The organism is Micromonospora sp. WMMB235, assembly GCF_001855515.1.
In the GTDB taxonomy this organism is placed as follows: domain Bacteria; phylum Actinomycetota; class Actinomycetes; order Mycobacteriales; family Micromonosporaceae; genus Micromonospora; species Micromonospora aurantiaca.
Window position 1 is genome coordinate 393,044 of the sequence record NZ_MDRX01000001.1, and the last position, 22,646, is coordinate 415,689.

The following is a 22,646-nucleotide window of genomic DNA, read 5'->3' on the forward strand; positions in this document are numbered from 1 at the left end:
CTCCACTGTCGACGTACGTGCGTGGGGTCGCCGGGCGTCAGGCGGGTGCGACGGGGGTCTTCCCGGGCGGGAGGCCGTCGGCCTGCCGGGGTCGCTCCCGCGCGATGACGAGCGCCACCGAGGCGAGCACCACGGCACCGGCGAGCACCTGTCGTCCGGACAACGATTCATCCAGCACCATCATGCCGAGCAGGACCGCCACCACCGGGTTGACGTACGCGTAGGTGGACGCGAGCTGGATCGGCGCGTTGCGCAGCAACCACGTGTAGACGCTGAAGCCGACCACTGTGCACACCAGCATCAGGTAGGTCCACGCCAGCCAGGACCGGCCGGTCACGCCGGCCGGGTCGAACCGTCCCAGCTCACCGCTGACCACGCTCGCCACCGCCACCGCGACGCCGCCGACGAGCATCTGCCAGCCGGTGCCGACCAGGTGGTCGGCCGGCATGTGCAGCCGCTGCGACAGCGTCGAGCCCAGCGCCCAGACCATCGTGGAGACCACCAGCAGCAGCATCCCGCCGAGGTGCCATCCCTTCGTCGGCACCGAGAACAGCAGCGCCAGCCCGGCCACCCCGCCCAGTACGCCCACCGCCGCGAGCGCCGACGGCCGTGGACCGACCGCCAGCCGCAACACCAGCACCCACAGCGGCATGCCGGCCACCACCAGCGACGTCAGCCCGGTCGGCACGTACTGCTGGCCCAGGGCGAGCAGCGCGCTGCCCGCACCGACCATCAGCAGCCCGCTGGCGCCCACCCCGCCCCACTGCCGCCGGGGCAGCAGCAGCCCGGCCGGTCCCCGGCGCAGCGCCGCCACCGCGAACAGCAGCAGCGCGGCGGCCAGGAACCGGGCCGAGGTGGCGACCAGCGGCGGGATGCTGTCCAGGGCCACCCGGTTGCCCAGGTAGGTCGAGCCCCAGATCAGGTAGACCGCGCCGAGCCCGACGGCCAGGGCCATCGGGCCGGCGGGCCGCTGCGGATCCGCCGGGTGGCGGACCGCTGCGGGCCGGGTCAGGTCAGCGGTGGCCATCGACCCGGATCGCCACCGCGGTGTTGCCCCGCAGGGCGTTCGAGTAGGGACACATCCGGTCGGCCAGCTCCACTGCGCGCTCCAGGTCGGCCTGCGGGCACTGCGGCGCGGACACGTCCAGCACCACGGCGATCGCGTACCGGCCGTCGTCGGTCTGCCCGAGGGAGACCGAGGCGGTGACGGTCGTCGGACCGGGCCGCACGCCGGCCTGCCGGGCGGCGACCGCGAGCGCGCTGTCGAAGCAGGCCGCGTAGCCGGCCGCGAACAGCTCCTCCGGGTCGGTGCCGGGCGCGTCCGGACCCCGCTGGGCGGGGCGGGTCAGGTCGACCCGCAGCGACCCGGTCAGCGACCGGGCGCTGCCGCCGCGGCCGCCGGAGACCTCGACTGTGGCGGTGTAGACAGTGTTCGCCGGTACGACCTTCGCCTCGGTTACCGGGGTGCCGGCGCTCATGCCGCCACCTCCCGTCCGAGGTCGGCGTGCACCCGCGCGGCGACCGCGTCGGCGAACGCCTCCGGCTGCTCGTCGGCCACGAAGTCGGTGCCGCCGGGGATGGTGACCAGCTCGGCGCCGGGCAGCGCGGCCCGCACCTGCGGCGTCATCCGGTCCAGCAGGTCGTCGGCGCCGTGCAGCAGCACGATGGGCAGCGCGTCCAGGGCGGCGGTGTCGACGTGGTGGTCGAACACCGCCCGGTACGCGGTCGCGTAGTCCGGTCCGGTCAGCAGGTACTCGGTGACCTGCCGGTCCGCCTCCTCCGGGGTCAGGCGCGGGTACAGGCCGTACACCCGGTCCCAGATCACCTTCAGGTGCCCGCCGTCGCGGTCCGGCACGTAGCCGGGCGCGTACGACCGCTTCTTCTCCGCCCGCTCCTGCTCGTCGTAGAGCGGGATGCCCTGGAGAATCAGCCGGTGCACCCGCTCCGGCGCCGACATCAGCGCCTCCGCGCCGACGATCGCGCCGGTGTGCTGCCCGAGCAGGTGTACCCGGGACAGCCCGAGGGCGTCGGCGAACTGCCACACCCCGGCCGCGTACTCCGGGATGGACCACGGGCGCGGTGGCGCGTCGGACATGCCGAACCCCGGCGTGTCCGGGGCGATCACCCGCAGGCCGCGGCGGGCCAGCGGCTCGATCACCGCGTCGTAGGTGGCCGAGGAGAGCGGGGACTGGTGCAGGATCAGCAGCACCGGGGCGTCGGCGTCGCCGCCGTGCCGGTAGTGCACCTGACCCCACGGCACGTCGACGTAGGCGCGGCGGGCCACGCCGCGGGCCCGGGTCACTCGGCCACCGCCAGCGCCGCCATGACCTCGATGACGTGCTTGATGCCGGCCTTGTAGTCGTCCAGCCGGATGTTCTCGTTCGGGCCGTCCACACCGGAGTCGGCGCGGGACACGCCGACGCCGACGATCGGCCGGTCGGCGATCACGCCCTGGTTGCCGATCCACTGCGTGTACGGCTCGATCACCGGCTCGGTCCCGTACACCCGGCGGGCCGCGTCGGCGACCAGCGCGACGAACGGGTCGCGGTGGTCGGTGAGGTTGGGCCGGCTGGTCGCCATCACCTCGATGCGCAGGTCACCGAAGCCGGTCGCGGCCAGGTGGTCGCGGATGCAGCCGAGCACCCGGTCCGGGTCCTGGCCCGGCACCAGCCGGATCTCCAGCTTCGCCGAGGCGGTCGACGGGATGCCGAGCGTCACGTCGTCGCGCATGTCGCCGCCGGCGAAACCGGCGACGGTGAGCGTCGGCACGGTACGGATGGCGACCGCGGCGCCCTGGTCGTCCAGGTCACCGGTGAACCGGTCGACCTGGGCCCGCTTGCGCAGGAAGTCCCCGTCGAACGCCACCTTCTCCAGCAGCGCCCGCTCCTCGTCGGTCGGCGGCCGGGCGTCGTCGGCGAGACCGGGGATCGTCACGGTGCCGTCGGGCCGCTGCAACTGCGCCAGGGCGGCGGCCAGCCGGGCCGTGGCAGCCGGCAGCAGCGCGGTGTTCTGGCTGGTAAGGTCGCGCGGCAGGGTCTGCGCGGTGAGGCGCAGGTAGAGCACGCCCTTCTCGGCGAGCTTGAGCAGCAGCCGGTCCTCGCCGTCGAGCCAGGAGTTCTCCCACAGCGCCGCGTCGCTGGCGAGCCGGTCGGCGTGCGCCTCGACGAACGAGCCGAGACCCGGGCTGTGCAGCCACTTCTTGCCCTCGAAGATGATCCGGTTGGTCACCGGCGGGGTCAGCCCGGCCAGCTTCCAGGCCGCCGCCGCGTGGATGCGGGACATGACGACGCCCTTGTCGTCGGCCACGCCCCGGGCGTACAGCCGGCCGTCGTGGATCTCCGCCGCGTACGGCGGGCTGATCCAGTCGGCGTCGTCACCGGCCGGCTCGACCTCCACGTCGTAGTGGGTGAAGTGCAGCAGCGCCTTGTCGCCCTCGCCCGGCACCTCGGCCAGCACGTACGGGTACGACTGCTCCCACGGGATGATCTCGGCTTCGCCGCCCCAGCGGCGGACCGACCCGGCGATGAACTCGGCGGTGGCCTCCATCTGCTCCGGCTCCTGGCGGCGGCTGCGGATGCGGCACAGCTGCTGGAGCTCCTCGACGAACTCGTCGAAGTGCGCGTCGACGGCCGCAAGCGCGGCCGCGGTATCCGGTTTGGGCATGGTGGTCCTCACAGAAGGGGTCGGGGAGGGGGGAAGTCAGTGGATGGTGACGCCGCCGTCGACGAAGATCGTCTGCCCGGTGGTCATGGCGGCGGCGTCACTGAGCAGGTAGGCGACCGCGTTGGCGACGTCCTGCGGCTGCGCCATCCGGCCCAGCGGGATCGACGCCATCTTGTCGGCCAGGTACGCCTCGTCGCCGCGGACGTCGGAGGTCATGTCGGTGGGCACGATGGTGGGTCCGACGGCGTTGACCCGGATCCGGTCCGGCGCCCACTCCAGCGCCAGCACGCGTGCCATGTGCATCACGCCGGCCTTGCTGACGCAGTACCCGAGCGTGTTCAGCACCGCGACGTGCCCGTTCGTGGAGCCGATGTTCACCACCGCGCCGCCGCTGCGCCGCAGCGCCGGGTACGCGGCCTGGCTCATCCGGAACGCGCCGGTCAGGTTGACGTCCAGGACGGTGGTGAAGTCCTCCTCGGACATCGTCGCCGCCGGTCCGCGCCGGACGATCCCGGCGTTGTTGACGAGCAGGTCCAGGCGGCCGTGGGCGTCCAGGACCTCGGCCACCAGCTGTGTGCAGGAGGCGGCCGACCGGACGTCCACCCGGTGCCGGGTGTGCGCGCCGCCGGTCAGCTCGGCCTCCGCCCAGTCGTCGAGCAGGTCGGCCTGCGCCACCGTCGCGCCGCGCTGTGCCAGCGTCGTGGCGATCCGGGCGCCGATGCCGCGGGCCGCCCCGGTCACCACTGCCACCCGTCCGTCGAACCGGTTCGGGTCGGTGTTCATGTCTCGTGTCCTGCCTTTCCGGTCCGGCCACCGGCCGGGCGGGCGTGAACCACGCCCGGCCGGTGCTCCGCACGCGTGACGACGGTCCCGTCAGCTGTCGTCACGCGCCGATCACCTTCGTGTCCTCGGCCCAGAAGGCCAGCCGCTTCTGCAGCAGCCGGATCACGAAGTGCGCCACCAGACCCATCACCGACAGCACCACCAGGACGGCGAACATGCCGGCGATGTCGAAGTTGTAGTTGGTCTGGAGCAGCAGATAGCCCAGGCCCTCCTTGGCGCCGATGAACTCGCCCACGACCGCGCCGAGGATGGCGAAGACGATGCCGATGTCCAGGCCGGCGAAGATGAACGGCAGCGCGCTGGGCAGCCGGACCATCCGGAAGATCTGGGTCTTGCTCGCGCCGAACACCGTCAGCATCTGGATCTTGTCGGCGTCGGCCGCCCGCAGGCCCTCGATGACGTTGACGAGCATCGGGAAGAACGAGATCACCGCGGCCATGACCACCTTGCTGGTCAGGCCGAAACCGAACCAGACCACGAACAGCGGGGCCAGGGCGACCTTCGGGACGGTCTGGAAGGCCACGATGTACGGCATCAGGGTGGCTTCGACGATCTTGATCTGGGAGATGAACGTGCCGAGCAGCAGCGCGGCCCCGACACCGATCACGAACCCGAGCAGCGCCTCCTGGGTGGTCACCCAGAAGTGACCCCAGAACTGGTCGTCGCCGAGCTGCTGCCACAGCGACTCGACCACGCTCGACGGCAGCGGCAGGACGTACTCGTCGACGCCGATGAGCTGGACGCCGTACTCCCAGGCCAGGACGACCACGACGAAGACCGTCGGGACCAGCCAGAGCTGGGGCTTCTCGCGGAGGTCGAACTTGCGCCGGGCGGGCTTGGCGGGCCGGGCGGACGGCGCCGGTGGCTGGGCCGGCTCGCGGACCAGGTTGCTTGTTGCCATGGCTGTCCCTCGTCAGTCGATAACGCCGGCGGCGTTGAAGTGTCGGCGGATCCGCTCCACGTAGACCCCGGCCCGGTCGGACGACATGACGCCGAGGTCACGCGGCCGCTCCAGGTCGATGTCCATGACCTCCGCGATGCGGCCCGGCCGGGGGCTGAGCACGACCACCCGGTCGGAGAGGAAGACCGCCTCCGGGATGGAGTGCGTGACCAGCACGATCGTCTGGTTGCTCTCCTGCCAGATGCGCAGCAGCTCCACGTTCATGTACTCGCGGGTCATCGCGTCGAGCGCGCCGAACGGCTCGTCCATCAGCAGTACCGCCGGGTCGTGCACCAGCGCCCGGCAGATGCCGGCTCGCTGCTGCATGCCGCCGCTGAGCTCGTGCGGGTACTTCTGCTCGAAGCCGTTGAGACCGACCATCTCGAGCAACTGCTGGGCGCGTTCCCGGTGCCGGCGGGGATCCAGTCGCTGGATCTCCGCCGGCACCATCACGTTGTCGAAGATGGTGCGCCACGGCAGCAGCGTCGGTGCCTGGAACACCATCCCGACCTCGGGAAGGGGCTTCGTCACGTCCCGCCCGGCGATCCGTACCGCGCCGCCGGTCTTCGGGCTGAGCCCGGCGAGGATCTTCAGCAAAGTGGTCTTGCCGCACCCGGACGGTCCCACGACCGAGATGAACTCGCCGCGACGTACCGTCAGGTTGATGTCGCTCAACGCCTGGGTCGGTGCCGACTTCCGGGGCCGGTACTCCTTGTCCAGCCCGTCGATCTCGATCCAGGAGTCTTCCGACACCGATGCCGGAGCCTGCGTCTGCGCCCGGCGGGCCGTCGCCTTGATGGCCATCGAAATCCCTTCCGCTGTCCGCTGCCTAGGCGGTGTAGTTCGCGGCCTTGCTCAGCACCGCGGCCTTGTCGAAGTTGTTGGCGCCGGAGAGCAGGCTCGGATCCCACAGCTTCTTGAGGTCGACCTCGCCGGTGATCTGCCCGGCCTCCTTGGTGTACGCCTGGGTCTTCGCCCACTCCTCGTCGCTGATCGCGCCCCAGTCGCCGAACTGCTCCGGGTCGCCGCTGGCCGGGGTGGCCGTCTTCAGCCAGGCGGTCAGGCTCTCGGTGTCCGCCTTGAGGCGCTCGTCGGCGGACTTGCCGGCGAGGATCTGCGGGAAGACCTTGTAGCCGATCTTCATGGCGGCCTCGGGGTTCTTCGCCGAGAAGAGCATCGCCTTGTACGCCGCGCGCAGGAACCGCTCGTACGAGTCCTTCTTGGCGTCGAAGTCACGGGCGCCGACGCTGAAGGTCAGCGACCGGATGCCGGAGAACACGTCCGGGTTGGTCAGGTACTTCAGCTCGGTGCCGGCGTTCTCGATGACCGCGTACGCCTGGGTGTAGAGCGCCAGCATGTCGACCTTGCCGTCGTTGAGCGCGGCGGCGGCCTGCGCGCCCACGCCCACCGGCAGAAGCTCGACGTCCTTGGTCGGGTCCAGGCCGGCGGCCTTGACGTAGGCGCGGGCGTACGGGGCCGAGCCGGAGGCCAGGCTGATCACGCCGATCTTCTTGCCGCGCAGGTCAGCGCCACCGGTGAGCGGGGAGTCCGGCTTCACAGCCATCACCCACGGCCAGTTCTGCACCAGGCCGCCGATCGCCTTGATCGGCACGTTCTTCTCCGCCGCGCCGAGCGCCGAGCCGGCGTCGGCGGGGGTGATGTCGCCGCTGCCGGACGCGACCGCCTGGAGGGCGGCGACCGAGCCGTCGGCGTTGATCGTCTCGACGGTCAGCTTCTCCTCGGCGAAGTAGCCGAGTTCCTTGGCGACCGCGTAGACGGCCACCTCCTCCTTCGGGCCGATCACGGCCGAGGCGATGGCCATGGTCAGCTTCGCCTCCTTGCCCTCGCCGCCGGCGCCGTCGTCGTCGGAGCCGCCGCCGCACGCGGACAGGACCAGCGCGGCGGCCAGCGCCGCCGGGAGCAGAGCCCACTTTCGTTTCATATGCACACACCTCGTCATGAGTCGGGGGAGACCACCTCCGCCGCCGGGGGCGGCGGAGGTGGGGGAATCAGGCGTCGCGCTGCCGCGCGACCGTTGTCCGTCAGGCGTCGCGCTGCTGCGCGACCAGTGCCAGATCGTTGTAGACGTGCTGCTCGACGATCAGTCCGCCGTCGAGCACGAAGACGTCCGCGTAACGGATGTCCTCGAACGGAGTGCCGTCGAGCCATTCCCCGTACAGCCGCCCGAGCGAGGTCACGGTGACCCGCCCGTCGGCCTCACCCACCAGGTAGCGGTCCCGGTGCTTGCGCACCCACCGGTAGGTTCCGGTCGACGCGGCCGCCATCTCCCGCAGCGACGAGTACTCCCGGCCGCCCGGGAAGACCAACCGCGCCCGCTCCGCGAGAAAGCGCCCCGCTTCGTCGAGTTCGCGGTCCTCGCACAGCTGCAGGTAGCTGTCGATCAGGCCGGGCGCGTCCGGTGTGCTCATCAGCCGGTCTTCTCGCTCAGCGCCGCCTCCCACTGGTCCCGCAGCGGGTGCTCCGCGGGGCCGTGCTCGGTGAGGATGCGCATGAGGCGGGCCAGCAGCTCGTCCCGCTCGCGGTCGAGGACCTTCTGCTCCTCCTCGGTGGAGACGAACCCGTCGACGGCGCCCGCGGTGAGCGCGCCGGAGCGGGTCAGCAGCGCCTCGACGACGCGTACCCGCTGGCGGGTCACGTGCAGCTCGGTGGAGAGCTGCAGCACCAGGTCGAGCAGCTTGCCGACCTTGGGGTCCCCGAAGTAGTCGAACTCGGTGCTCATCACGCCTCCGGCTTGGTCGCGGCCAGTACGGCCCAGGGGAAGTGCCACTCGGGACGGTCGCCCCAGCCCTGCGGCTGGACGCCGTTGCGGCGCTCGTCGAACGGGGTCCACGACACGTCGGTCAGACCGGCCTCGGTGCAGACCTCGATCAGGTCCGAGCCGAACAGGTCGTGGAAGAACGGCTCGTTGTTGCGCTCGGCGTGCTCGTAGACGGTGGCGTCGCGCAGCGGGTCGCCGGTGAGCATGAACTCCAGGAAGCGCAGCGATCCGCCCGGCTTGAGCAGGCGCGCGGCCTCCACGATCGTCTCCCGGATCGCGGCGGCGGGCATCTCGTGCAGCACCATCGTGCCGGTGACCACGTCGCAGCTGTCCGCCTCGATGCCGGTGGCCCGGCCGTCGGCCTGCCGGTAGTCGATCGCGACTCCGGTCGCCTCGGCCTCGGCGTGGGCCAGGCGCAGACCGGGCGCGGCCAGGTCCACGCCGATCACCTGCGCGGTCGGGTACTTGGCGGGCAGTGGGCGGGTGCTCTTGCCGAAACCGCACCCGATGTCGACGATCCGGGTCGCCGCGGGCAGCTCGGGCAGCGCGGTCTGGGCGAACAGCGTGTGGAACTTGTAGCCGTCGTTGTCGCGCAGCATGACGATGCGCGCGCCGAACTCGTACACGTAGGCCGACATGTCGTCGGAGAAGAAGCTGCCGGGCTGGATGTGGATGTCGTAGTCGGTGTACCAGTCGGGCAGTTCCAGGTCGGGGTTCAGCTCCAGCGAGCCCTTCGGCTGCTCGGGCAGCGAGGTGAGCTGGCCGGTCAGCTCCTCGCGGCGGCTGAGCACCGCGTCGCCGGCGACCTTCCACAGCATCTTCTGCTGCACCCGCTCCAGGTGGCTGAACCACGGGTAGAGCGGGAGACCGCGCAGCACCTGACCGGCGTCGGCGACGGTGGTGGCCGACGCCCCGGTGGCGCCGTACTCCTCGCGCAGCGCCGGGTAGACGGTGTCCGCCCAGCGCTTGCGCAGGCCGAGGACGAAGTCCACGGCGGAACGCTCATCCAGGGTGAGGCGCTCCTCGACATCGAACATGCCTTGTCTCCTCTACAGGTGGGGGAGGTCCGGCCCGCGGTGCACCGCGACCGGGGTGGACGGGTCAGTGGGCGTACCGCACGCGTTCGGCGGCCGCGGTGTCGAAGGCGCCGAGGAACGCGCCGGCCATGCGTCCCTCGTAGACGGCCTCGAAGGCGCTGCGGGGAGCGTTCGCGTCGCCGACGACGTGGACACGGGGGCCGTCGGGCAGCGCGTCGAGCTGCCGGTACAACTCGTCCGCGGCCTGCGCCGAGCCGCCGTCGACGACTGTGGTGACGCCTTCGACGATCGTCTCGCCGCCGGCGAGCGGGCCGCCGAGCGCCACCGCGCCGGCGCCCGCCGCACGGGCGGTCCGCATCGGGTGGACCGCGATCCCCAGGTCCGCGAAGCGCTTGAGCAGCGCCAGCCGGGAGTAGGTGGTGATCTTGGCGCTCACCGTGGCGGTGGGGGAGACGAGGTGGACGCGGGCGCCCCGCCGGGCGAACGCCTCCGCCACCGACGCCGCCGACCAGGTGCCCTCGTCGTCGAGCACGACGACGGCGCCGTCCGGCCGGTAGCCGGGGTCGGCCAGGTGGTCGACGGCCTGCCAGATGTCGACCACCGGCGGGCCGCCGGGCAGGTCGCGGCGGGCGGGCCGGGAGCCGGTGGCGAGGACGACGTCCTGGTAGCCGCCGGACAGCACGTCCGCGACGCCGGCGCGGTGGCCGAGGCGGACCGGGATGCCGGCGGCAGCCACGTCGCGGGCCAGGTCGCGGGTGAGCAGACCGAGCCGCTCCCGGCCGGGTACGCGCGCGGCCACCTCGACCTGCCCGCCGAGCCGGTCGCGTGCCTCGACAACTGTCACCCGGTGCCCGGCCCGGTGCGCGGAGAGCGCCGCCTCCAGGCCGGCCGGACCGCCGCCGACGACCAGGACGTCCCGCGCGCCGGACGGTCCGGGCAGCTCCGGCCAGGCGTCGGCCCACTCCCGCTCGGCGCCGACCTCCGGGTTCACCACGCAGGAGATGGGCAGGCTGGTCTCCAGCCGGCCGATGCAGCCCTGGTTGCAGGCCAGGCAGGCGCGTACCTCGTGCTGGCGGCCCTGCTCGGCCTTGCGGACCAGGTGCGGGTCGGCGATGTGCGGGCGGGCGAGGCCGACCAGGTCGGCCTCGCCGGCGGCGACGAGTTCGGCCGCCTCCGGCAGGCTGTCCAGCCGGCACACCGCGAGCACCGGCAGGTCCGGGAACTCCTGCTTGAACAGCGCCGCGTGGTGCCGGAACGGGGCGTGCCCGAAGCTCATGTCCGCCATCTGCGTCGCGAGCGACCAGCTGCCGTGGTAGGCGGAGTGGCTCACGTGCACGTAGGCGAGGGGGAACTCGGCGCGCAGCTTCCCGACGATCTCCAGCACCGCGGCCGGGCCGAGGCCGCCGGGCAGGAACTCGTCGGCGCTGACGCGCAGGCCGACGGGCAGTTCGGGTGCGGCGGCGAGAACCGCGGTCAGCACCTCGCGGGTCAGGCGCATCCGGTTGTCGAGGCTGCCGCCGTACGCGTCGTCGCGGGTGTTCGTGTGCGGCGAGAGGAACTGCTGGAGCAGGTGGCCGTGGCCGGCGTGCACCTCCAGGCCGTCGAAGCCGGCCTCGCGCATCCGTCGCGCGGCGGCGGCGAACGCCTCGACGACGACCGCGATGTCCCGGCGTCCCATCGCGTGCGGCACGTGCGAGCCGGCCGCCCACGGCACCGGCGACGAGGACCAGGCGGCGGTACGCGTCGCGTCGCCGTTGGCCTGCCGTCCGGCGTGCATGATCTGGGCGAACATGCGGGCCCCGTGCTCGTGCACGGCCTCGGTCACCGCCGCGTACGCCGGGATCGACGAGTCGTCGAAGCTGCCGAGGCTGATGCTGCGGCCCGCGCTCGTGGGGTGCACACGGATCGCCTCGGTGATGATCAGGCCGGCGCCGCCGCGCGCCCGCTCCGCGTGGTACGCGACGTGGCGGCGGGTGGGCACATTGTTCAGTCCGAAGTTGGTGGTGTGGCCGGGGACGAAGACCCGGTTCCGCAGTGTGAGACGCCCGAGCCGGGTGGGGGAGAGAAGAGCGAGAAGCTTGTCGTCAGGCATGCCTCGGACTTCCTGTTTCGGGCCGCACTCGGCGAGGCCGAGAGCGTTCGGATGAACCGTACGCCGTTCGATTGAGTGGAACGGTAGGGCCGGGTTCACATGCCGTCAACGGGCTACCGATCAGTAACTTAGTTCCCCGTACCGCCTCTGAGCTGCTGTTCCACTAGGCGGAACGCTGACCGATGACGACCGTCGATGCGGCGGTCGATCGTTCGGTTCCTCCTGCTCGGACGACAGTGCCGGCCGCCCATCGCCGGTCGGAGGCCCGTGCCGATCGTTCGGACGGCCGCTCCGGCCCGCGTCGGCGGACGCCCGCCGGCAGCGCCGGCGCGTCCCCGGGTGCCGGGTCCGGACATGCGTCTGCCCGGGTCGTCGCCCGTGCGCGCACGCGTGGTGCGGCTGCCGGCGACGACCCGGGCCGTCGTTGTTCAGCAGGTGTGGCGGTGCCCGGACGCCGTCGCGCCGCGCCGGATCTCAGGGGCGGGTGGTCAGCCGGCGTCCGGGCGCAGGTACGGCGTGAGCAGCTCGCGGGCGAGGCCCCTGGCCGCCGGAAGGTCGAGACCGTTCTCGATCATGCGGCTCAGGGCGTAGACGACCGACTGGACGAGCTCCGCCATCCGGTCCGGGTCGCTCGCCCCGTGTTCGGTGAGCGCGGCGCGCAACGGCGCCTCGAGGCTGTCGTGCAGCAGCCGGCTGGAGGTCGCCAGCACCTCGCTGTTGCCCGCCGATGCCAGTGCCCGGGCCAGCGCGTGGTCGCCCCGGGCAACCAGTTGCAGGTTGGCCTCGACGTACGCCAGGATCCTCGCCCCCGGCGTGCGGGCCTCGGCCATCTGCTTCTCGACGAAGGCCGACCACCGGGGGAACGTGTCGGCGACCAGCACGTCGAACATGTCGGTGCGGGACTTGAAGTACGAGTACGCGCTGGAGCGGGCCAGCCCGGCGTGCCGGGCCACGTCGGCCAGGCTCGGGATCTGCTCCGGGTGCTCGGAGAGCAGGGCGCGGGCGGCGTCGAGCAACGCCGCCCGCTGCGCGGCCCGGTGTTCCGCGACGGTAGAGGCTTGGATCTTCGGCACAGCGACCTCCCCGTGTCTCCCGCCGCCCGTGTCCGGTCCGCGTCGCTCCCTGCTCGTCGCGGTCAGCTGCTCGTGGCGAGCTTGCCGTCGATCATCTCGTAGATGGTGTCACAGTATTGCAGCACGTCGTGATCGTGAGTGACCATCACGACGGCCACCGAGCGCTCCCGCGCCTCCTGAGCGAGCAGCTGGACGATGTCGTGACTGCGGGCCCGGTCCAGCGCCGCCGTCGGCTCGTCCACCAGCAGCACCGACGGCTCGGTCATCAGCGCCCGGGCGATGCCGACGCGCTGGCGCTCGCCGCCGGAGAGCTGGTGCGGCCGGCGGTCGGCCTTACCGGCCAGGCCGACGTGCGCGAGCATCTCCAGCGGGTCGCGTCCGGACCGTTCCCGTCGCCCGCCCAGCCGCAGCGGCAGGCGCAGCTGGTCGGCGGCGGTCAGCGCGGGCAGCAGGTTGCCCGACTGGAACACGAACCCCACGTGCCGGCGGCGCAGCTCGGTGCGCGCCCGGCGGCTGGACACGGTCATGTCGTGCCCGGCCACCGTGACGGTGCCCTGATCGGGGCGGGCCAGCCCGCCGGCCACGGCGAGCAGGCTGGACTTGCCCGCGCCGGACGGTCCGACGATCGCGGCCAGCTCACCGGGCGCGACGGTCAGGTCGACGTCGTCCAGCGCGTGCACGGTCTCCGCGCCGTCGCCGTGCCGCAGGTGGACGCCGCGCATGACCAGGCCGAGGCCGGCTCCAGCGGTGCCCGGCGTCGAGAGTGACGGTGTGGTCCGGCTGCTCATCGGTTGCCTCCCAGGGCGGTCGCCGGGTCGATGGAGGTGAGGCGGACGACGGCGGCTGCCGCGCCGACCAGGCCGAGCACGAGCAGGCCGGCCGCGGCGGCGGCGATGCTCTGCGGGTGCAGCGCGAACGGAACGTTGCCGCCGGAGATCAGCGCGCCGAGGCCGAGGCCGATCCCCATGCCGACGGCGATGGCGAGGGCCAGCAGGATCAGTGCCTGGGTGAGCGCGTCGCGCAGCACCCAGCCGGTCGAGGCGCCCAGCGCCCGCAGCACGGCGACCTCCTGCTTGCGCTGGATCGCCCAGACCGCGAAGAACGCGCCGGCCACGAGCGCCGAGATGGCGTAGAGGAAGCCCTGGATCAACTGGAGCGTGGTCGTCTCGGCGGTGTAGCCGGGCGAGGCGCCGTACGACTCGTCGAGCGTCAGGCTCTCCGTGCCCGCGGCCTTGTCGCCCGCGGCCAGGTCCACCGAGCCGCCGCCGGTCGCGCGGACCGCGACGGCGGTGATCTCCTGGGTCGCCTGCGCCGGCACCTGCGCGCCGGCCGGGGTGCCGGACTTGACCGCCTGCCACGTCGCCAGCGGGACGTACGCCACGTCGACGTGGCCGAACGTGTCCTGCTGCTCGGTGACGCCGACGACGCGCAGCCGCGTGCCCAGCCGGTCCACAGTCACGGTGTCGCCGACGCGCAGGCCCGCGTCGATGGCGGTGGGGCTCACCACGATCCCGTCCGCCGGGCCGAGCCGGTCGCCCTCGCTGACGGCGGGGGACAGGAACGAGCCGGTCTCGACGCCGAACAGCGCGAGGTCGACCTCGGTGCCACCGTCGGTCCGCCCGTTGACGAGCGTGTTGCCGAACGGGGTCGCCTCGGCCACGCCCGGCTGGTCGCGCCAGGTGTCCACCGCCGAGGCGTCCACCACGCTGCGCGAGAACGCCGAGTCGTGCTGCACGCCGTGGGCGAAGGCGAACGAGGTGACCGGCAGGTTCTGCAGGCCGGAGACACCGTCCCGGACCAGCCCGACGGACAGGCCGGACAGCATCACCATCAGCACCGAGATCAGCGCGATCACGGCCCCCATCAGGGCGAATCGCAGCCGCGCGAACCCCAGCTCACGAATGGCCAGGAACATCAGCCGCCACCTCTCAAACTTGTCGACACCATGTCGTCATGTTAACAACGCGGTGTCGGCAAAAGAGGCCGGCGGCGGCTGTCTACCCGACCACACTCCGTGACGGCGTGGGCCGGTCCCGCGGGCGGCGCCCCGTGCCCGGCGTCAGGCGGCGACCGGGCCCGCGGTGGCGCGGCGCGCGCGCCGGCCGAGGGCGGTCACCGCGACGACGATGATCGGGGCGAGCGTGAGGTGGCACGCCGCGAGCGTGATCTTGCTGGTGGTGTCCAGGTCCGCGGGCAGCGTCATGGTGGCGATCGTGAGCACCGCGAGCGCCGGGCCGATGATCAGCGCCGCCCGGACCACCCAGGCGAAGCGGTACGCCAGCAGGGCGACGGCGGTGAGCCCGAGCGCCAGCGGCAGCGCGCTGAAGCCCGCGACGGTCACCGCGTCGACCTCGACCCGCCGGCCGTCGGCGGTGAACAGGAAGCTGCCACCGGCCGCCCGGCCGATCGCGTACACGATCAGGTTGACGACCACCGCGACGGCGGTGGCGAGCGCGACGACGGCGGTGCGGGACAGGTCAGCCACGGGAGGTCTCCTCTGCGTGCTCTCGGATCAGGTACGCCTCGATGCGGGCGAACGCCCCGGTCCAGACCTCGCCGACGAAGAAGTCGCGCAGCTGCGGGGTCGGGAAGTCGCTCTGCACCACGGTCATCAGCGTGCCGCCGTCCTTCGCCTCGAAGGTGACCTCGATGCGCGTGGTCATGGTCGTGCCGTCCGGGCCGGTACCAGTCGACTCGGTGACCAGCCGGTGCGGGCGGTCGATCTCCAGGAACGTCTGCGTCTCGCGGAACAGCATGTCGGGGGAGGGGCCCCAGACGGCGGTCTGCTTCCCGCCGACCCGCAGGTCGACGTCGATCTCCACGATGCCGGGCTGCTCGTCGAGGATGCCGAACCAGATCTTCTGTTTGCCGGCGTCAGTGTAGGCGTCGAACACCTCGTCAGGGGTGCCCGGAAGGTGTCGTGTCACTCGCATGTGGAGCGTCATGGTCGCGGTCCTCCGTGGTGAGTGTGAGGTAGGCGTCGAGGCCGTCGAGGCGACGGGCCCAGAGACGTCGGTAGAAGGCGATCCAGGCCATGGCCGAGTCCAGCGGCGCCTCGCTGAGCCGGCACTGCCGGGACCGGCCGACCTTGCGCGTCACCACGAGGCCCGCGTCCTCCAGCGCCCGGACGTGCTTGCGCATGCCGGTGAGGCTCATCCCGGTGGGCTCGGTGAGCTCGCTGATGGTGGCCGGGCCCGCGCCGAGCCGGATCAGGATGTCGCGTCGGGTGGGGTCGGCCAGGCTGGCGAAAACCCGGTCGAGCGTCTCTTGCTGAACCACGAGGTTCACCGTACGACACTGAACCATTCGGTTCAACGTTATGCCGAGGTGGGCGTGGCGTACGCGTGAAACGGCCCCGCGACCTCTCGGGTCGCGGGGCCGTCCCCGGCGCCGTGGGAAGAACGCCGGAGTGTGCGGTGCCGGTCAGGCGAGTGTGCAGGGTGCGCCGTTGAGGCTGAACGAGCCGGGCCGGGCGGTGTTGCCGGTGTGCGTGGCCTGGAAGCCGATGGTGGTCGAGCCGCGAGCCGGGATGACCGCGTTGTACGCGAGGTTGCGCGCGGTCACCTGACCCGAGGCGGGGGAGTAGGAGGCGTTCCAGCCCGAGGTGATGGTCTGGCCGCCGGGCAGCGTGAACGTCAGCGACCAGCCGTTCACCGCGGCCGAACCGGTGTTGCTGATGGTGATGTTCTCGGTCAGCCCGTTGTTCCAGGCGTTCAGCTCGATGCTCACCGAGCAGGCGCCGGTGCCGGGCGGGGGCGTGGTCGGGCCGGGCGGAGGTGTGGTCGGGCCGGGCGGAGGCGTGGTCGGGCCCGGCGGGGGCGTGGTCGGGCTCGGCGTGGTGGTCAGGCCGAAGAACGCCACCGCGGCCGCGGCCATGCCGGCCGAGGGCAGGCTGTGCCCGGCGCCCTGGATGCTGTACGCCTCGACCTGCACGGTGCCGGTGCCGTCGGCGTAGCGCCGCCGGTTCCAGCCGGACTGCGGCGTGTCGGTGGACGTGGGCGTCTGGCTGAGGCCGAACACGTTCGTCCACTGCTCGATCGTCTCCTGGAGCAGCGAGTACGGCACCAGCGTGTCGTTGGTGCCGTGCCACAACTGCACCCGGGGACGGGGACCGGTGTAGCCGGGGTATGCCTGGCGGACCGCGTCACCCCACTGCTGCGGGGTGCGGTTCATGTTCCCGCCGGTGCACTGGCTGGATCCGGGCGGATAGTCGGCGGCGCCGGCGAAGCAGTTGAACGGCACGCCCATGAACGCCGCGCCGGCCTTGAAGACGTCCGGGTAGAGCGCCAGCATGTGGTTGGTCATCATGCCGCCGGACGAGCTGCCGGTGGCGTAGACCCGGTCCGGGTCTGCGCCGTACTGCTGCTGGACGTAGCGGACCATCGAGATGAGCGACACCGGGTCGCTGCCGCCGCCGCGCCGCTTGGCCGCGTCGGACCAGGTGTCGAAGCAGTTGCCGAAGCCGGCCTGCTGGGTCGCGCTGGGGTAGATGACGATGAAGCCGTACCGGTCGGCCAGGCCGGCGAACTCGCTGCCGGAGTAGAAGCCGGGGCCGGAACCGCCGCAGCCGTGCATGGCCACCACAGTGGCCGGACGGGCCGGGCGGGCGTCCGGGACGTAGACGTGCATGCGCATCCGGCCGGGGTTGTCGCCGAAGCTGGTCACCTCGGTCAGCGACGCCGCGTACGCGGGTTGGACGGCGGGGATCACCAGGCCGGCCGTCGCCAGCGACGCGGCCAGGGCCACCACCATCTTGGCTCTGATTCTCACGGAGACTCCTTCGATCGCCCTGTGCGGGCGGGGTCGGGCGGATGCGCCCCGCGCCGGCGACCCGGGCCGCCGCGGTGTCGCGCCTCACCCACTGACGTGGTTCGCCCGGCCCGGCTCCGTCGTGTGGCACATAGTGTTCCGGCCGGACGGCGAAGTGTCAATCGACATGCTCCGATGAGCTGCGGCGGCGTTCGTCTACAGTCGGTGCACCGTCCCTGAGCCGAGCCCGGAGCGCGTGTGGCAAGCCCGTTCGACATCGAGGAGATCTACCCGGACGAGGGACCGGCGCCGCGGCTGCCCCGGCGGCAGGCCGGCACCTCGCCGCAGAGCGTCGCGGTGACGCTCCTGACCGACTACACGCTGCGTACCCGCGCCGCGCTGCCGTCCGCGGCGATCGTCGCGCTGCTCGGCGAGGCCGGCGTGACCAGCGCCGGCGCGCGTACCGCGATCAGCCGGCTGGCCCGCCGCGGTGTGCTGGAGGGCAGCCGGCAGGGCCGCAACAGCTTCTACCGGCTCAGCCGCGCCGCCGCCGCCGACCTGTCCGCCGGCGGGAACTGGATCACCGCCTCCACCGCCGAGACGCAGGCGTGGGACGGATGCTGGACGATCGTCGCCTTCTCGCTGCCGCAGGACCACGGCACGCAGCGCCGGGCCCTGCGCGGCCAGCTGCGCTGGCTCGGCTTCGCGCCGCTCTACGACGGGCTGTGGATCTCGCCGTACGAGCTGGCCGGACCCGCGTGCGCCCGGCTGGCCCAGCTCGCCCTCGGTGCGGTCACGGTGTTCCGGGGACGGCAGGACGCGCTGGACGCGATCGGCCAGCGCGCCCCCGTGGACGCCTGGGACGTCGACGCGATCAGCGGGCACTATGAGGCGTTCCTGCGGCGGTGGACGCCGCTGGTGTCGCGGCTCGGCTCCGTCGACGGCGCCGCCGCCGTGCGGGCGCGTACCGAGGTGATGGACACGTACCGGCGGTTTCCCACGCTCGACCCGCGGCTGCCACTGGAACTGCTGCCCGCCGGATGGCCGCGCCGGGCGGCCCGGGACCTGTTCGCGGCCGTCTACGACGGCCTGGCCGGGGCCGCCGAAGCCCACGTCCGGGCGGTCGTCGCCCGGTTCGCCGACCCGGTGCCGCCCGGCATCCGGGCGCACACCACCGCCGACATGCTCGCGGGCGTCGGCGAGGAGCGGCCATGCGCGTGACCATCTCCCTCGACGAGCTGCTCGGCGACGAGGTACGGCGCGACCCGTACCCGTTCTACGCCCGGCTGCACGAGGCGGGAGAGGCGGTCGCGCTGCGGCCCGCCGACCCGCACGCGCTCGTCGTGCACGGGTACGACGCGGTCAACCGGGTGCTGCGCGACCCCGTCTTCCGGGTACTCGGCGCCGACTACCTGGACCGGGCCGGGGTGCGCTGGCGCGAGCACCAGGTCATCCGGATCCTCCAGTCGTCGATGCTCAACGCCGCCGAGGGCGACCACCTGCGGGTCCGACACCTGTTCTCCCAGGCCCTCACCCCGCGCCGGGTCGCCGCGCTGGAACCGGCCATCGGGCGCATCGCCGACGGCCTGCTCGACGGGCTCGCCGCCGAGGGCGCGGACGGCCGGCCGGTCGACTTCATGGCCCGCTTCGCGCTCCGGCTGCCCAGTGACGTCATCGGCGAGCTGCTGGGCGTGCCGGAGGCGGACCGGGAGTGGTTCCCGTCCCGGGTCCGCGCGTTCGACGCGGTGCTGGAGATCGGCCGCCGGTCCATGCGCGAGGTCCGGGCCGCCAACGTGGCGGCGGCGGAGCTGACCGCGTACTTCACCGACCTGGTCGCCGCGCGCCGGGCGGCGCCGCACGACGACTTCGTCTCGGCGCTGCTGCGCGGCCTGGACGACGAGCCCGGCCGGCTGAGCGCCGACGAGCTGCTGGCCAACCTGATCATCATGTACAACGCCGGGTTCCGGACCACCGCGAACCTGCTCGGCAACGGGCTGGTGCTGCTCACCGAGCGGCCGGACGCCCGGGACGCGCTGCGCGCCGATCCGTCGCTGGCCGCGTCGTACGTCGAGGAGATCCTGCGGTACGAGCCGCCTGTGCACTTCGCGGTCCGGTACGCCGCCGAGGACACCGAGGTTGCCGGCCTGCCGGTGGCGGCGGGCCGGACGGTGGTGGTGCTGACCGGTGCCGCGAACCGGGATCCGCGCCGCTTCCCCGACCCGGACCGGTTCGACCCGTCCCGCACGGACAACCGGCACCTGGCGTTCAGCGCCGGGCCGCACTACTGCTTCGGGGCGACGCTGGCCCGGACCGAGGGACGGCTGGTCCTGCCCCGCCTGCTGGACCGCTTCCCGGCGCTGGCCGCCGAACCCGGGCCGCGCCGCGCGCTGATGCTGCGCGGGTACGACCGGCTTCCGGTACGGCTGACCGACCGGATATCTTGCCAAACCAATCCGATCGAGTAAGGTCGATGCTACGCGGAGTGTCCGCTCCGCGCCTCACAGGTTCCGTCGAGCAGGTCGAGTGCGCCGCCAGGACACCGTGGAAGGGAAACACCGGGCATGACCGACGAGATCCGCGCGTTCCTCCTCGCCGCACTCACCGAGATGAAGTACGACGTCTCCGACGTCGACGACGACACCGTCTTCGGTCCCGCCGGGCTCGACGTGGACTCCCTCGGCCTGGCCGAGCTGGCGGTACGTGTGGAGGACCGGTTCGGGGTCGCCTTCGACGACGACGAGGCGGAGGATCTCGCCATGATGACCGTCGGCGAGTTCAGCCGGACGGTGGCGGCACGCATCGCACCGGCCTCGGCGCACTGACCGATGTCGGGGCACGGCACCCGGCCGCGCGGCGTCCCGGCGCCCACGTCGGCGCAGCGGTTCCGGTGAGCGTGCGCGAACCGGTCACCGTCACCGGGATCGGACTGGTCAGCCCGGTCGGCGCGACCGCCGCCGAGGTGTTCGACGCGGTCTGCGACGGCCGGTCCGGGCTCACCCGGCCCCCGGCCGGCCATCCGCTGCACGGCGTCGTCGACGTCGCCGCGTTCGCCCCGGCGATCGACCCGGCGAGCGTGCTGCCCGGCCCGGAGTCACGCGTCGTGGACCGTTCGATCGTGATGGTGCTGCGCGCCGCCGAGGACGCGCTCGCCGACGCCGGACTGCGGATCGGCCAGGACGTCGATCCGTACCGGGTGGCGGTCGTCGTCTCCGGCGTCGGTGGTCTGTCCATGCTGGAGGAACAGGTGCTCGCCCGCGCCGGGCGGGGCCGGTTCGGAGTCAGCCCGTACATGCTGCCCGGGACGCTGCCGAACATGGGCGCGGCCCGCATCGCGATCAAGTTCGGCATCCACGGCTACACCTCGTCGATCGGCACGGCGTGTGCGGCCGGGGCGCAGTCGATCGGGGAGGCGCTGCGCATCCTGCGCGCCGGCGAGGCGGACGTGGTGCTCGCCGGATGCGCCGAGGCGCCGCTGTTCCCGACGTTCGCCGACGCGTTCGGCAACGCCCGCGCGCTGGCCCGCGGCTGGGCCGACCCGGCCGCCGCGAGCCGCCCCTTCGACCGCCGCCGCAACGGGCTCGTCCTCGGCGAGGGCGCCGGGGTGTTCGTCCTGGAACGCGCCGAGCACGCCGCCGCGCGCGGCGCCCACCGGCACGCCGACGTGCTCGGCTGGGGTGCCACGAACGACGCCCACCACCCGACCACGCCGCGCCCCGACGGCGCGGGCGCGGCCCGGTGCATGCGGATGGCCGTCCGCGACTCAGGGCTGGTGCCTGGCGACATCGGGTACGTCAACGCGCACGGCACCAGCACCCGGGCCGGGGACGCCGCCGAGCTGGCCGCGCTCGCCGAGGTGTACGGCGCCGCCCCGCCGCCGCTGAGTTCGACCAAGGGCGTGACCGGGCACATGCTCGGCGTCTCCGGCGTGATCGAGGCGGCCGTCGCGGTCGAGGCGCTGCGTCGCGGCCTGCTGCCGCCCACGCACAATCTGGACGACCCGGAGCGCGACGGCGAGGTCGACCACATCCGCGGGCGGGCACGCGCCACGGCGGTGGACGCGGTGCTGTCCAATTCGTTCGGCTTCGGCGGGCACAACGTCAGCCTCGTCCTGGCCCGGCCCGCCTGAGCGGCGCGGCCCCCTGCCCGGCCGGGTACCTCAGCGGAGCGTGATCACCGTGGCGGTGTCGTACGCGGCGACGGCGACGGTGAAGTGCGGGCGCAGCATGTCGGCCACGTAGTCGAGGTCGGCGACCAGCGGCACCGGCAGCAGGGCGCGCTGGTCCGGGCCGGTCCGGGTGGCGACCAGTTCGATCCGGTCGGCCTTGAGCAGCCCCCGGGTGAGGAACGCGGGCAGGTCCTCGGGCAGCAGGCACCGCCACATGTCGACGTTGACGATCAGGTCCAGCGCGCCGGCCTTGAACTGCTGGAGCACGGTGCCGAGCAGGTGGGAGTTCGTCTCGCCGACCGGCGCGTCGTGATCGAACGTGTGCGACCCGGCGCCCAGGTCCAGCGTGGACACGCCGTTGCCGACGATCAGCGCCGCGCTCGCCGTCAGCTCCTCGCGCAGCGACGCGGGCAGGACGTCCGGCCGGCCCAGCCCACCGGCCCGATACGCCTCGATGGCCTGGCCGTAGAGCCGGATCCGGCCCAGGTGCCGGCCGAACGTGTTGAGCCCGTACAGCACCTCGACGTCGTAGCGCAGGTGCTTGCGCAGCAGGTACTTCATGTTGTCCATCGAGGCGAGCCCGTTCGATGTCTTGCGGAAGTGCGGCAGGTGGTAGGAGAGCGCGTCGACGTCCAGCCGGAACAGCTCCGGCGGCGCGCCGTGCAGGTGGAACACCCGGTAGAAGAAGTCGAGGTCCTCGAAGCCCCACTTGACCATCGCCTCGTCGAAGCCGCCGACCCGCCGGAACGACTCGTGGTCCACCGAGGCGTTGTGGGTCAGGCCCAGCACCCAGGGCGCGCTCGGGAAGTCGTCCGTCCGCTGCGGGAGGGCGATGTCCTCCAGCCGCGGGTCGCCACGCTCGGCGTCGAGCATCACCGGGGCGACCGGTTCGCCCCGGCGCAGCGCGTCCGCGCCGGCCCAGTCCAGGTCGTACCGCTGCCCGAGCAGCACCCCGGGCCGGCCGGCGCGACCGGAGTGGAAGTCGCGGTGCCGCTCCAGCAGCCCGGGATGCGCCACCGTGTCGGCGTCGAGGAACATCAGCGTGTCCGCGCGGGCCCGGGCCGCCGCCGCGTTGCGGTTGGCGCTGCGGCCGCGGTTCCGCTCGCTGCGGACGTAGTCGATCCGCAGCCGGTCCCGGTAGGCGTCCACCACCGGGCCGAGCGCCACGGCCGAGCCGTCGTCGCCGACGATCACCTCGAAGTCGCCGGGCGGCAGCGTCTGCCGGGTCAGCGACCGCAGCGTCGCGTCGAGTGCGGAGCCGTTCTCGTGCGCGGGCACCACCACGCTCAGGCCGGGCCGGTCCAC

At 72.8% G+C, this 22,646-nt stretch carries 24 protein-coding genes; 4 read left to right on the forward strand and 20 right to left on the reverse strand.

What is annotated here, in order from left to right; all coding sequences use genetic code 11:
• Positions 1 to 37 precede the first annotated feature (37 nt).
• The 19 genes from BFV98_RS01480 to BFV98_RS01570 form a co-directional block, all read right to left on the reverse strand.
• Positions 38 to 1,027: an EamA family transporter gene (locus tag BFV98_RS01480; RefSeq protein ID WP_013286897.1), complete on the reverse strand. Its 990-nt coding sequence runs from the start codon at positions 1,025 to 1,027 to the stop codon at positions 38 to 40.
• Positions 1,014 to 1,478 carry an Ohr family peroxiredoxin gene (locus BFV98_RS01485; RefSeq protein WP_013286896.1) on the reverse strand — a complete coding sequence of 155 codons (465 nt, stop codon included), beginning with the start codon at positions 1,476 to 1,478 and terminating at the stop codon, positions 1,014 to 1,016. The genes BFV98_RS01480 and BFV98_RS01485 overlap by 14 nt, the downstream gene beginning before the upstream one ends.
• Positions 1,475 to 2,302, reverse strand: coding sequence for an alpha/beta fold hydrolase (locus BFV98_RS01490; protein WP_013476396.1), 828 nt, complete (start codon positions 2,300 to 2,302; stop codon positions 1,475 to 1,477). The genes BFV98_RS01485 and BFV98_RS01490 overlap by 4 nt, the downstream gene beginning before the upstream one ends.
• Complete coding sequence (locus BFV98_RS01495; protein WP_071094531.1) at positions 2,299 to 3,663, reverse strand: M20/M25/M40 family metallo-hydrolase; 1,365 nt, start codon at positions 3,661 to 3,663, stop codon at positions 2,299 to 2,301. The genes BFV98_RS01490 and BFV98_RS01495 overlap by 4 nt, the downstream gene beginning before the upstream one ends.
• A gap of 36 nt (positions 3,664 to 3,699) precedes the next feature.
• Positions 3,700 to 4,446, reverse strand: a complete 747-nt coding sequence (locus BFV98_RS01500; RefSeq protein ID WP_071094533.1) for an SDR family NAD(P)-dependent oxidoreductase — start codon at positions 4,444 to 4,446, stop codon at positions 3,700 to 3,702.
• A 100-nt stretch (positions 4,447 to 4,546) separates the two neighbouring features.
• On the reverse strand, positions 4,547 to 5,407 hold the full coding sequence (locus tag BFV98_RS01505; protein WP_030268404.1) for an ABC transporter permease: 861 nt from the start codon (positions 5,405 to 5,407) through the stop codon (positions 4,547 to 4,549).
• Positions 5,408 to 5,419: 12 nt separating this feature from the next.
• A complete protein-coding gene (locus tag BFV98_RS01510) occupies positions 5,420 to 6,250 on the reverse strand; it encodes an ABC transporter ATP-binding protein (protein WP_013286891.1) in 831 nt (276 codons plus the stop codon).
• 25 nt (positions 6,251 to 6,275) lie between these two features.
• The gene (locus BFV98_RS01515; protein WP_013286890.1) at positions 6,276 to 7,388 is read right to left on the reverse strand and encodes an ABC transporter substrate-binding protein; all 1,113 of its coding nucleotides are present in this window, start codon (positions 7,386 to 7,388) and stop codon (positions 6,276 to 6,278) included.
• Between the two features lie 100 nt (positions 7,389 to 7,488).
• A complete protein-coding gene (locus tag BFV98_RS01520; RefSeq protein ID WP_013286889.1) occupies positions 7,489 to 7,875 on the reverse strand; it encodes a nuclear transport factor 2 family protein in 387 nt (128 codons plus the stop codon).
• Positions 7,875 to 8,186, reverse strand: a complete 312-nt coding sequence (locus tag BFV98_RS01525) for a hypothetical protein (RefSeq protein WP_013286888.1) — start codon at positions 8,184 to 8,186, stop codon at positions 7,875 to 7,877. Before BFV98_RS01525 ends, BFV98_RS01520 begins: the two co-directional genes overlap by 1 nt.
• Complete coding sequence (locus BFV98_RS01530) at positions 8,186 to 9,262, reverse strand: class I SAM-dependent methyltransferase (protein WP_071094535.1); 1,077 nt, start codon at positions 9,260 to 9,262, stop codon at positions 8,186 to 8,188. The genes BFV98_RS01525 and BFV98_RS01530 overlap by 1 nt, the downstream gene beginning before the upstream one ends.
• A 64-nt stretch (positions 9,263 to 9,326) precedes the next feature.
• Positions 9,327 to 11,354, reverse strand: a complete 2,028-nt coding sequence (locus BFV98_RS01535; protein ID WP_071094537.1) for an FAD-dependent oxidoreductase — start codon at positions 11,352 to 11,354, stop codon at positions 9,327 to 9,329.
• Between the two features lie 488 nt (positions 11,355 to 11,842).
• Positions 11,843 to 12,427, reverse strand: coding sequence for a TetR/AcrR family transcriptional regulator (locus tag BFV98_RS01540; protein ID WP_071094539.1), 585 nt, complete (start codon positions 12,425 to 12,427; stop codon positions 11,843 to 11,845).
• 62 nt (positions 12,428 to 12,489) lie between these two features.
• Entirely contained in the window at positions 12,490 to 13,215 is a 726-nt protein-coding gene (locus BFV98_RS01545; RefSeq protein ID WP_013286884.1) for an ABC transporter ATP-binding protein, read from the reverse strand.
• Positions 13,212 to 14,342, reverse strand: a complete 1,131-nt coding sequence (locus BFV98_RS01550; protein ID WP_013476402.1) for an ABC transporter permease — start codon at positions 14,340 to 14,342, stop codon at positions 13,212 to 13,214. Before BFV98_RS01550 ends, BFV98_RS01545 begins: the two co-directional genes overlap by 4 nt.
• Positions 14,343 to 14,486: 144 nt before the next feature.
• Positions 14,487 to 14,912 carry a DUF6069 family protein gene (locus BFV98_RS01555; protein ID WP_071094541.1) on the reverse strand — a complete coding sequence of 142 codons (426 nt, stop codon included), beginning with the start codon at positions 14,910 to 14,912 and terminating at the stop codon, positions 14,487 to 14,489.
• Entirely contained in the window at positions 14,905 to 15,372 is a 468-nt protein-coding gene (locus BFV98_RS01560) for an SRPBCC domain-containing protein (protein ID WP_071094543.1), read from the reverse strand. Before BFV98_RS01560 ends, BFV98_RS01555 begins: the two co-directional genes overlap by 8 nt.
• A complete protein-coding gene (locus tag BFV98_RS01565) occupies positions 15,326 to 15,706 on the reverse strand; it encodes a helix-turn-helix transcriptional regulator (protein WP_174361719.1) in 381 nt (126 codons plus the stop codon). Before BFV98_RS01565 ends, BFV98_RS01560 begins: the two co-directional genes overlap by 47 nt.
• A gap of 144 nt (positions 15,707 to 15,850) precedes the next feature.
• On the reverse strand, positions 15,851 to 17,197 hold the full coding sequence (locus tag BFV98_RS01570; protein ID WP_071094545.1) for a PHB depolymerase family esterase: 1,347 nt from the start codon (positions 17,195 to 17,197) through the stop codon (positions 15,851 to 15,853).
• Between the two features lie 237 nt (positions 17,198 to 17,434).
• On the opposite strand from BFV98_RS01570, the gene BFV98_RS01575 reads away from it, so the two are divergent.
• From BFV98_RS01575 to BFV98_RS01590, 4 genes are all read left to right on the forward strand, one after another.
• Complete coding sequence (locus BFV98_RS01575) at positions 17,435 to 18,397, forward strand: PaaX family transcriptional regulator C-terminal domain-containing protein (RefSeq protein WP_013286878.1); 963 nt, start codon at positions 17,435 to 17,437, stop codon at positions 18,395 to 18,397.
• Positions 18,388 to 19,641: a cytochrome P450 gene (locus tag BFV98_RS01580; RefSeq protein WP_071094546.1), complete on the forward strand. Its 1,254-nt coding sequence runs from the start codon at positions 18,388 to 18,390 to the stop codon at positions 19,639 to 19,641. Before BFV98_RS01575 ends, BFV98_RS01580 begins: the two co-directional genes overlap by 10 nt.
• 96 nt (positions 19,642 to 19,737) lie before the next feature.
• Positions 19,738 to 19,998: an acyl carrier protein gene (locus tag BFV98_RS01585; protein WP_013286876.1), complete on the forward strand. Its 261-nt coding sequence runs from the start codon at positions 19,738 to 19,740 to the stop codon at positions 19,996 to 19,998.
• 65 nt (positions 19,999 to 20,063) lie between these two features.
• Positions 20,064 to 21,302 carry a beta-ketoacyl synthase gene (locus BFV98_RS01590; RefSeq protein WP_071094548.1) on the forward strand — a complete coding sequence of 413 codons (1,239 nt, stop codon included), beginning with the start codon at positions 20,064 to 20,066 and terminating at the stop codon, positions 21,300 to 21,302.
• A 30-nt stretch (positions 21,303 to 21,332) separates the two neighbouring features.
• Here BFV98_RS01590 and BFV98_RS01595 read toward each other — a convergent pair whose 3' ends face one another.
• On the reverse strand, positions 21,333 to 22,646 hold the full coding sequence (locus tag BFV98_RS01595; protein ID WP_071094550.1) for a glycosyltransferase family 2 protein: 1,314 nt from the start codon (positions 22,644 to 22,646) through the stop codon (positions 21,333 to 21,335).

Bases quoted from the DNA above. Each gene is read 5' to 3' on its own strand.
- BFV98_RS01480 (WP_013286897.1), bottom strand. From the start codon at position 1,027: ATGGCCACCGCTGACCTGACCCGGCCCGCAGCGGTCCGCCACCCGGCG.
- BFV98_RS01485 (WP_013286896.1), bottom strand. From the start codon at position 1,478: ATGAGCGCCGGCACCCCGGTAACCGAGGCGAAGGTCGTACCGGCGAAC.
- BFV98_RS01495 (WP_071094531.1), bottom strand. From the start codon at position 3,663: ATGCCCAAACCGGATACCGCGGCCGCGCTTGCGGCCGTCGACGCGCAC.
- BFV98_RS01500 (WP_071094533.1), bottom strand. From the start codon at position 4,446: ATGAACACCGACCCGAACCGGTTCGACGGACGGGTGGCAGTGGTGACC.
- BFV98_RS01505 (WP_030268404.1), bottom strand. From the start codon at position 5,407: ATGGCAACAAGCAACCTGGTCCGCGAGCCGGCCCAGCCACCGGCGCCG.
- BFV98_RS01510 (WP_013286891.1), bottom strand. From the start codon at position 6,250: ATGGCCATCAAGGCGACGGCCCGCCGGGCGCAGACGCAGGCTCCGGCA.
- BFV98_RS01515 (WP_013286890.1), bottom strand. From the start codon at position 7,388: ATGAAACGAAAGTGGGCTCTGCTCCCGGCGGCGCTGGCCGCCGCGCTG.
- BFV98_RS01520 (WP_013286889.1), bottom strand. From the start codon at position 7,875: ATGAGCACACCGGACGCGCCCGGCCTGATCGACAGCTACCTGCAGCTG.
- BFV98_RS01525 (WP_013286888.1), bottom strand. From the start codon at position 8,186: ATGAGCACCGAGTTCGACTACTTCGGGGACCCCAAGGTCGGCAAGCTG.
- BFV98_RS01530 (WP_071094535.1), bottom strand. From the start codon at position 9,262: ATGTTCGATGTCGAGGAGCGCCTCACCCTGGATGAGCGTTCCGCCGTG.
- BFV98_RS01535 (WP_071094537.1), bottom strand. From the start codon at position 11,354: ATGCCTGACGACAAGCTTCTCGCTCTTCTCTCCCCCACCCGGCTCGGG.
- BFV98_RS01545 (WP_013286884.1), bottom strand. From the start codon at position 13,215: ATGAGCAGCCGGACCACACCGTCACTCTCGACGCCGGGCACCGCTGGA.
- BFV98_RS01550 (WP_013476402.1), bottom strand. From the start codon at position 14,342: ATGTTCCTGGCCATTCGTGAGCTGGGGTTCGCGCGGCTGCGATTCGCC.
- BFV98_RS01560 (WP_071094543.1), bottom strand. From the start codon at position 15,372: ATGACGCTCCACATGCGAGTGACACGACACCTTCCGGGCACCCCTGAC.
- BFV98_RS01580 (WP_071094546.1), top strand. From the start codon at position 18,388: ATGCGCGTGACCATCTCCCTCGACGAGCTGCTCGGCGACGAGGTACGG.
- BFV98_RS01585 (WP_013286876.1), top strand. From the start codon at position 19,738: ATGACCGACGAGATCCGCGCGTTCCTCCTCGCCGCACTCACCGAGATG.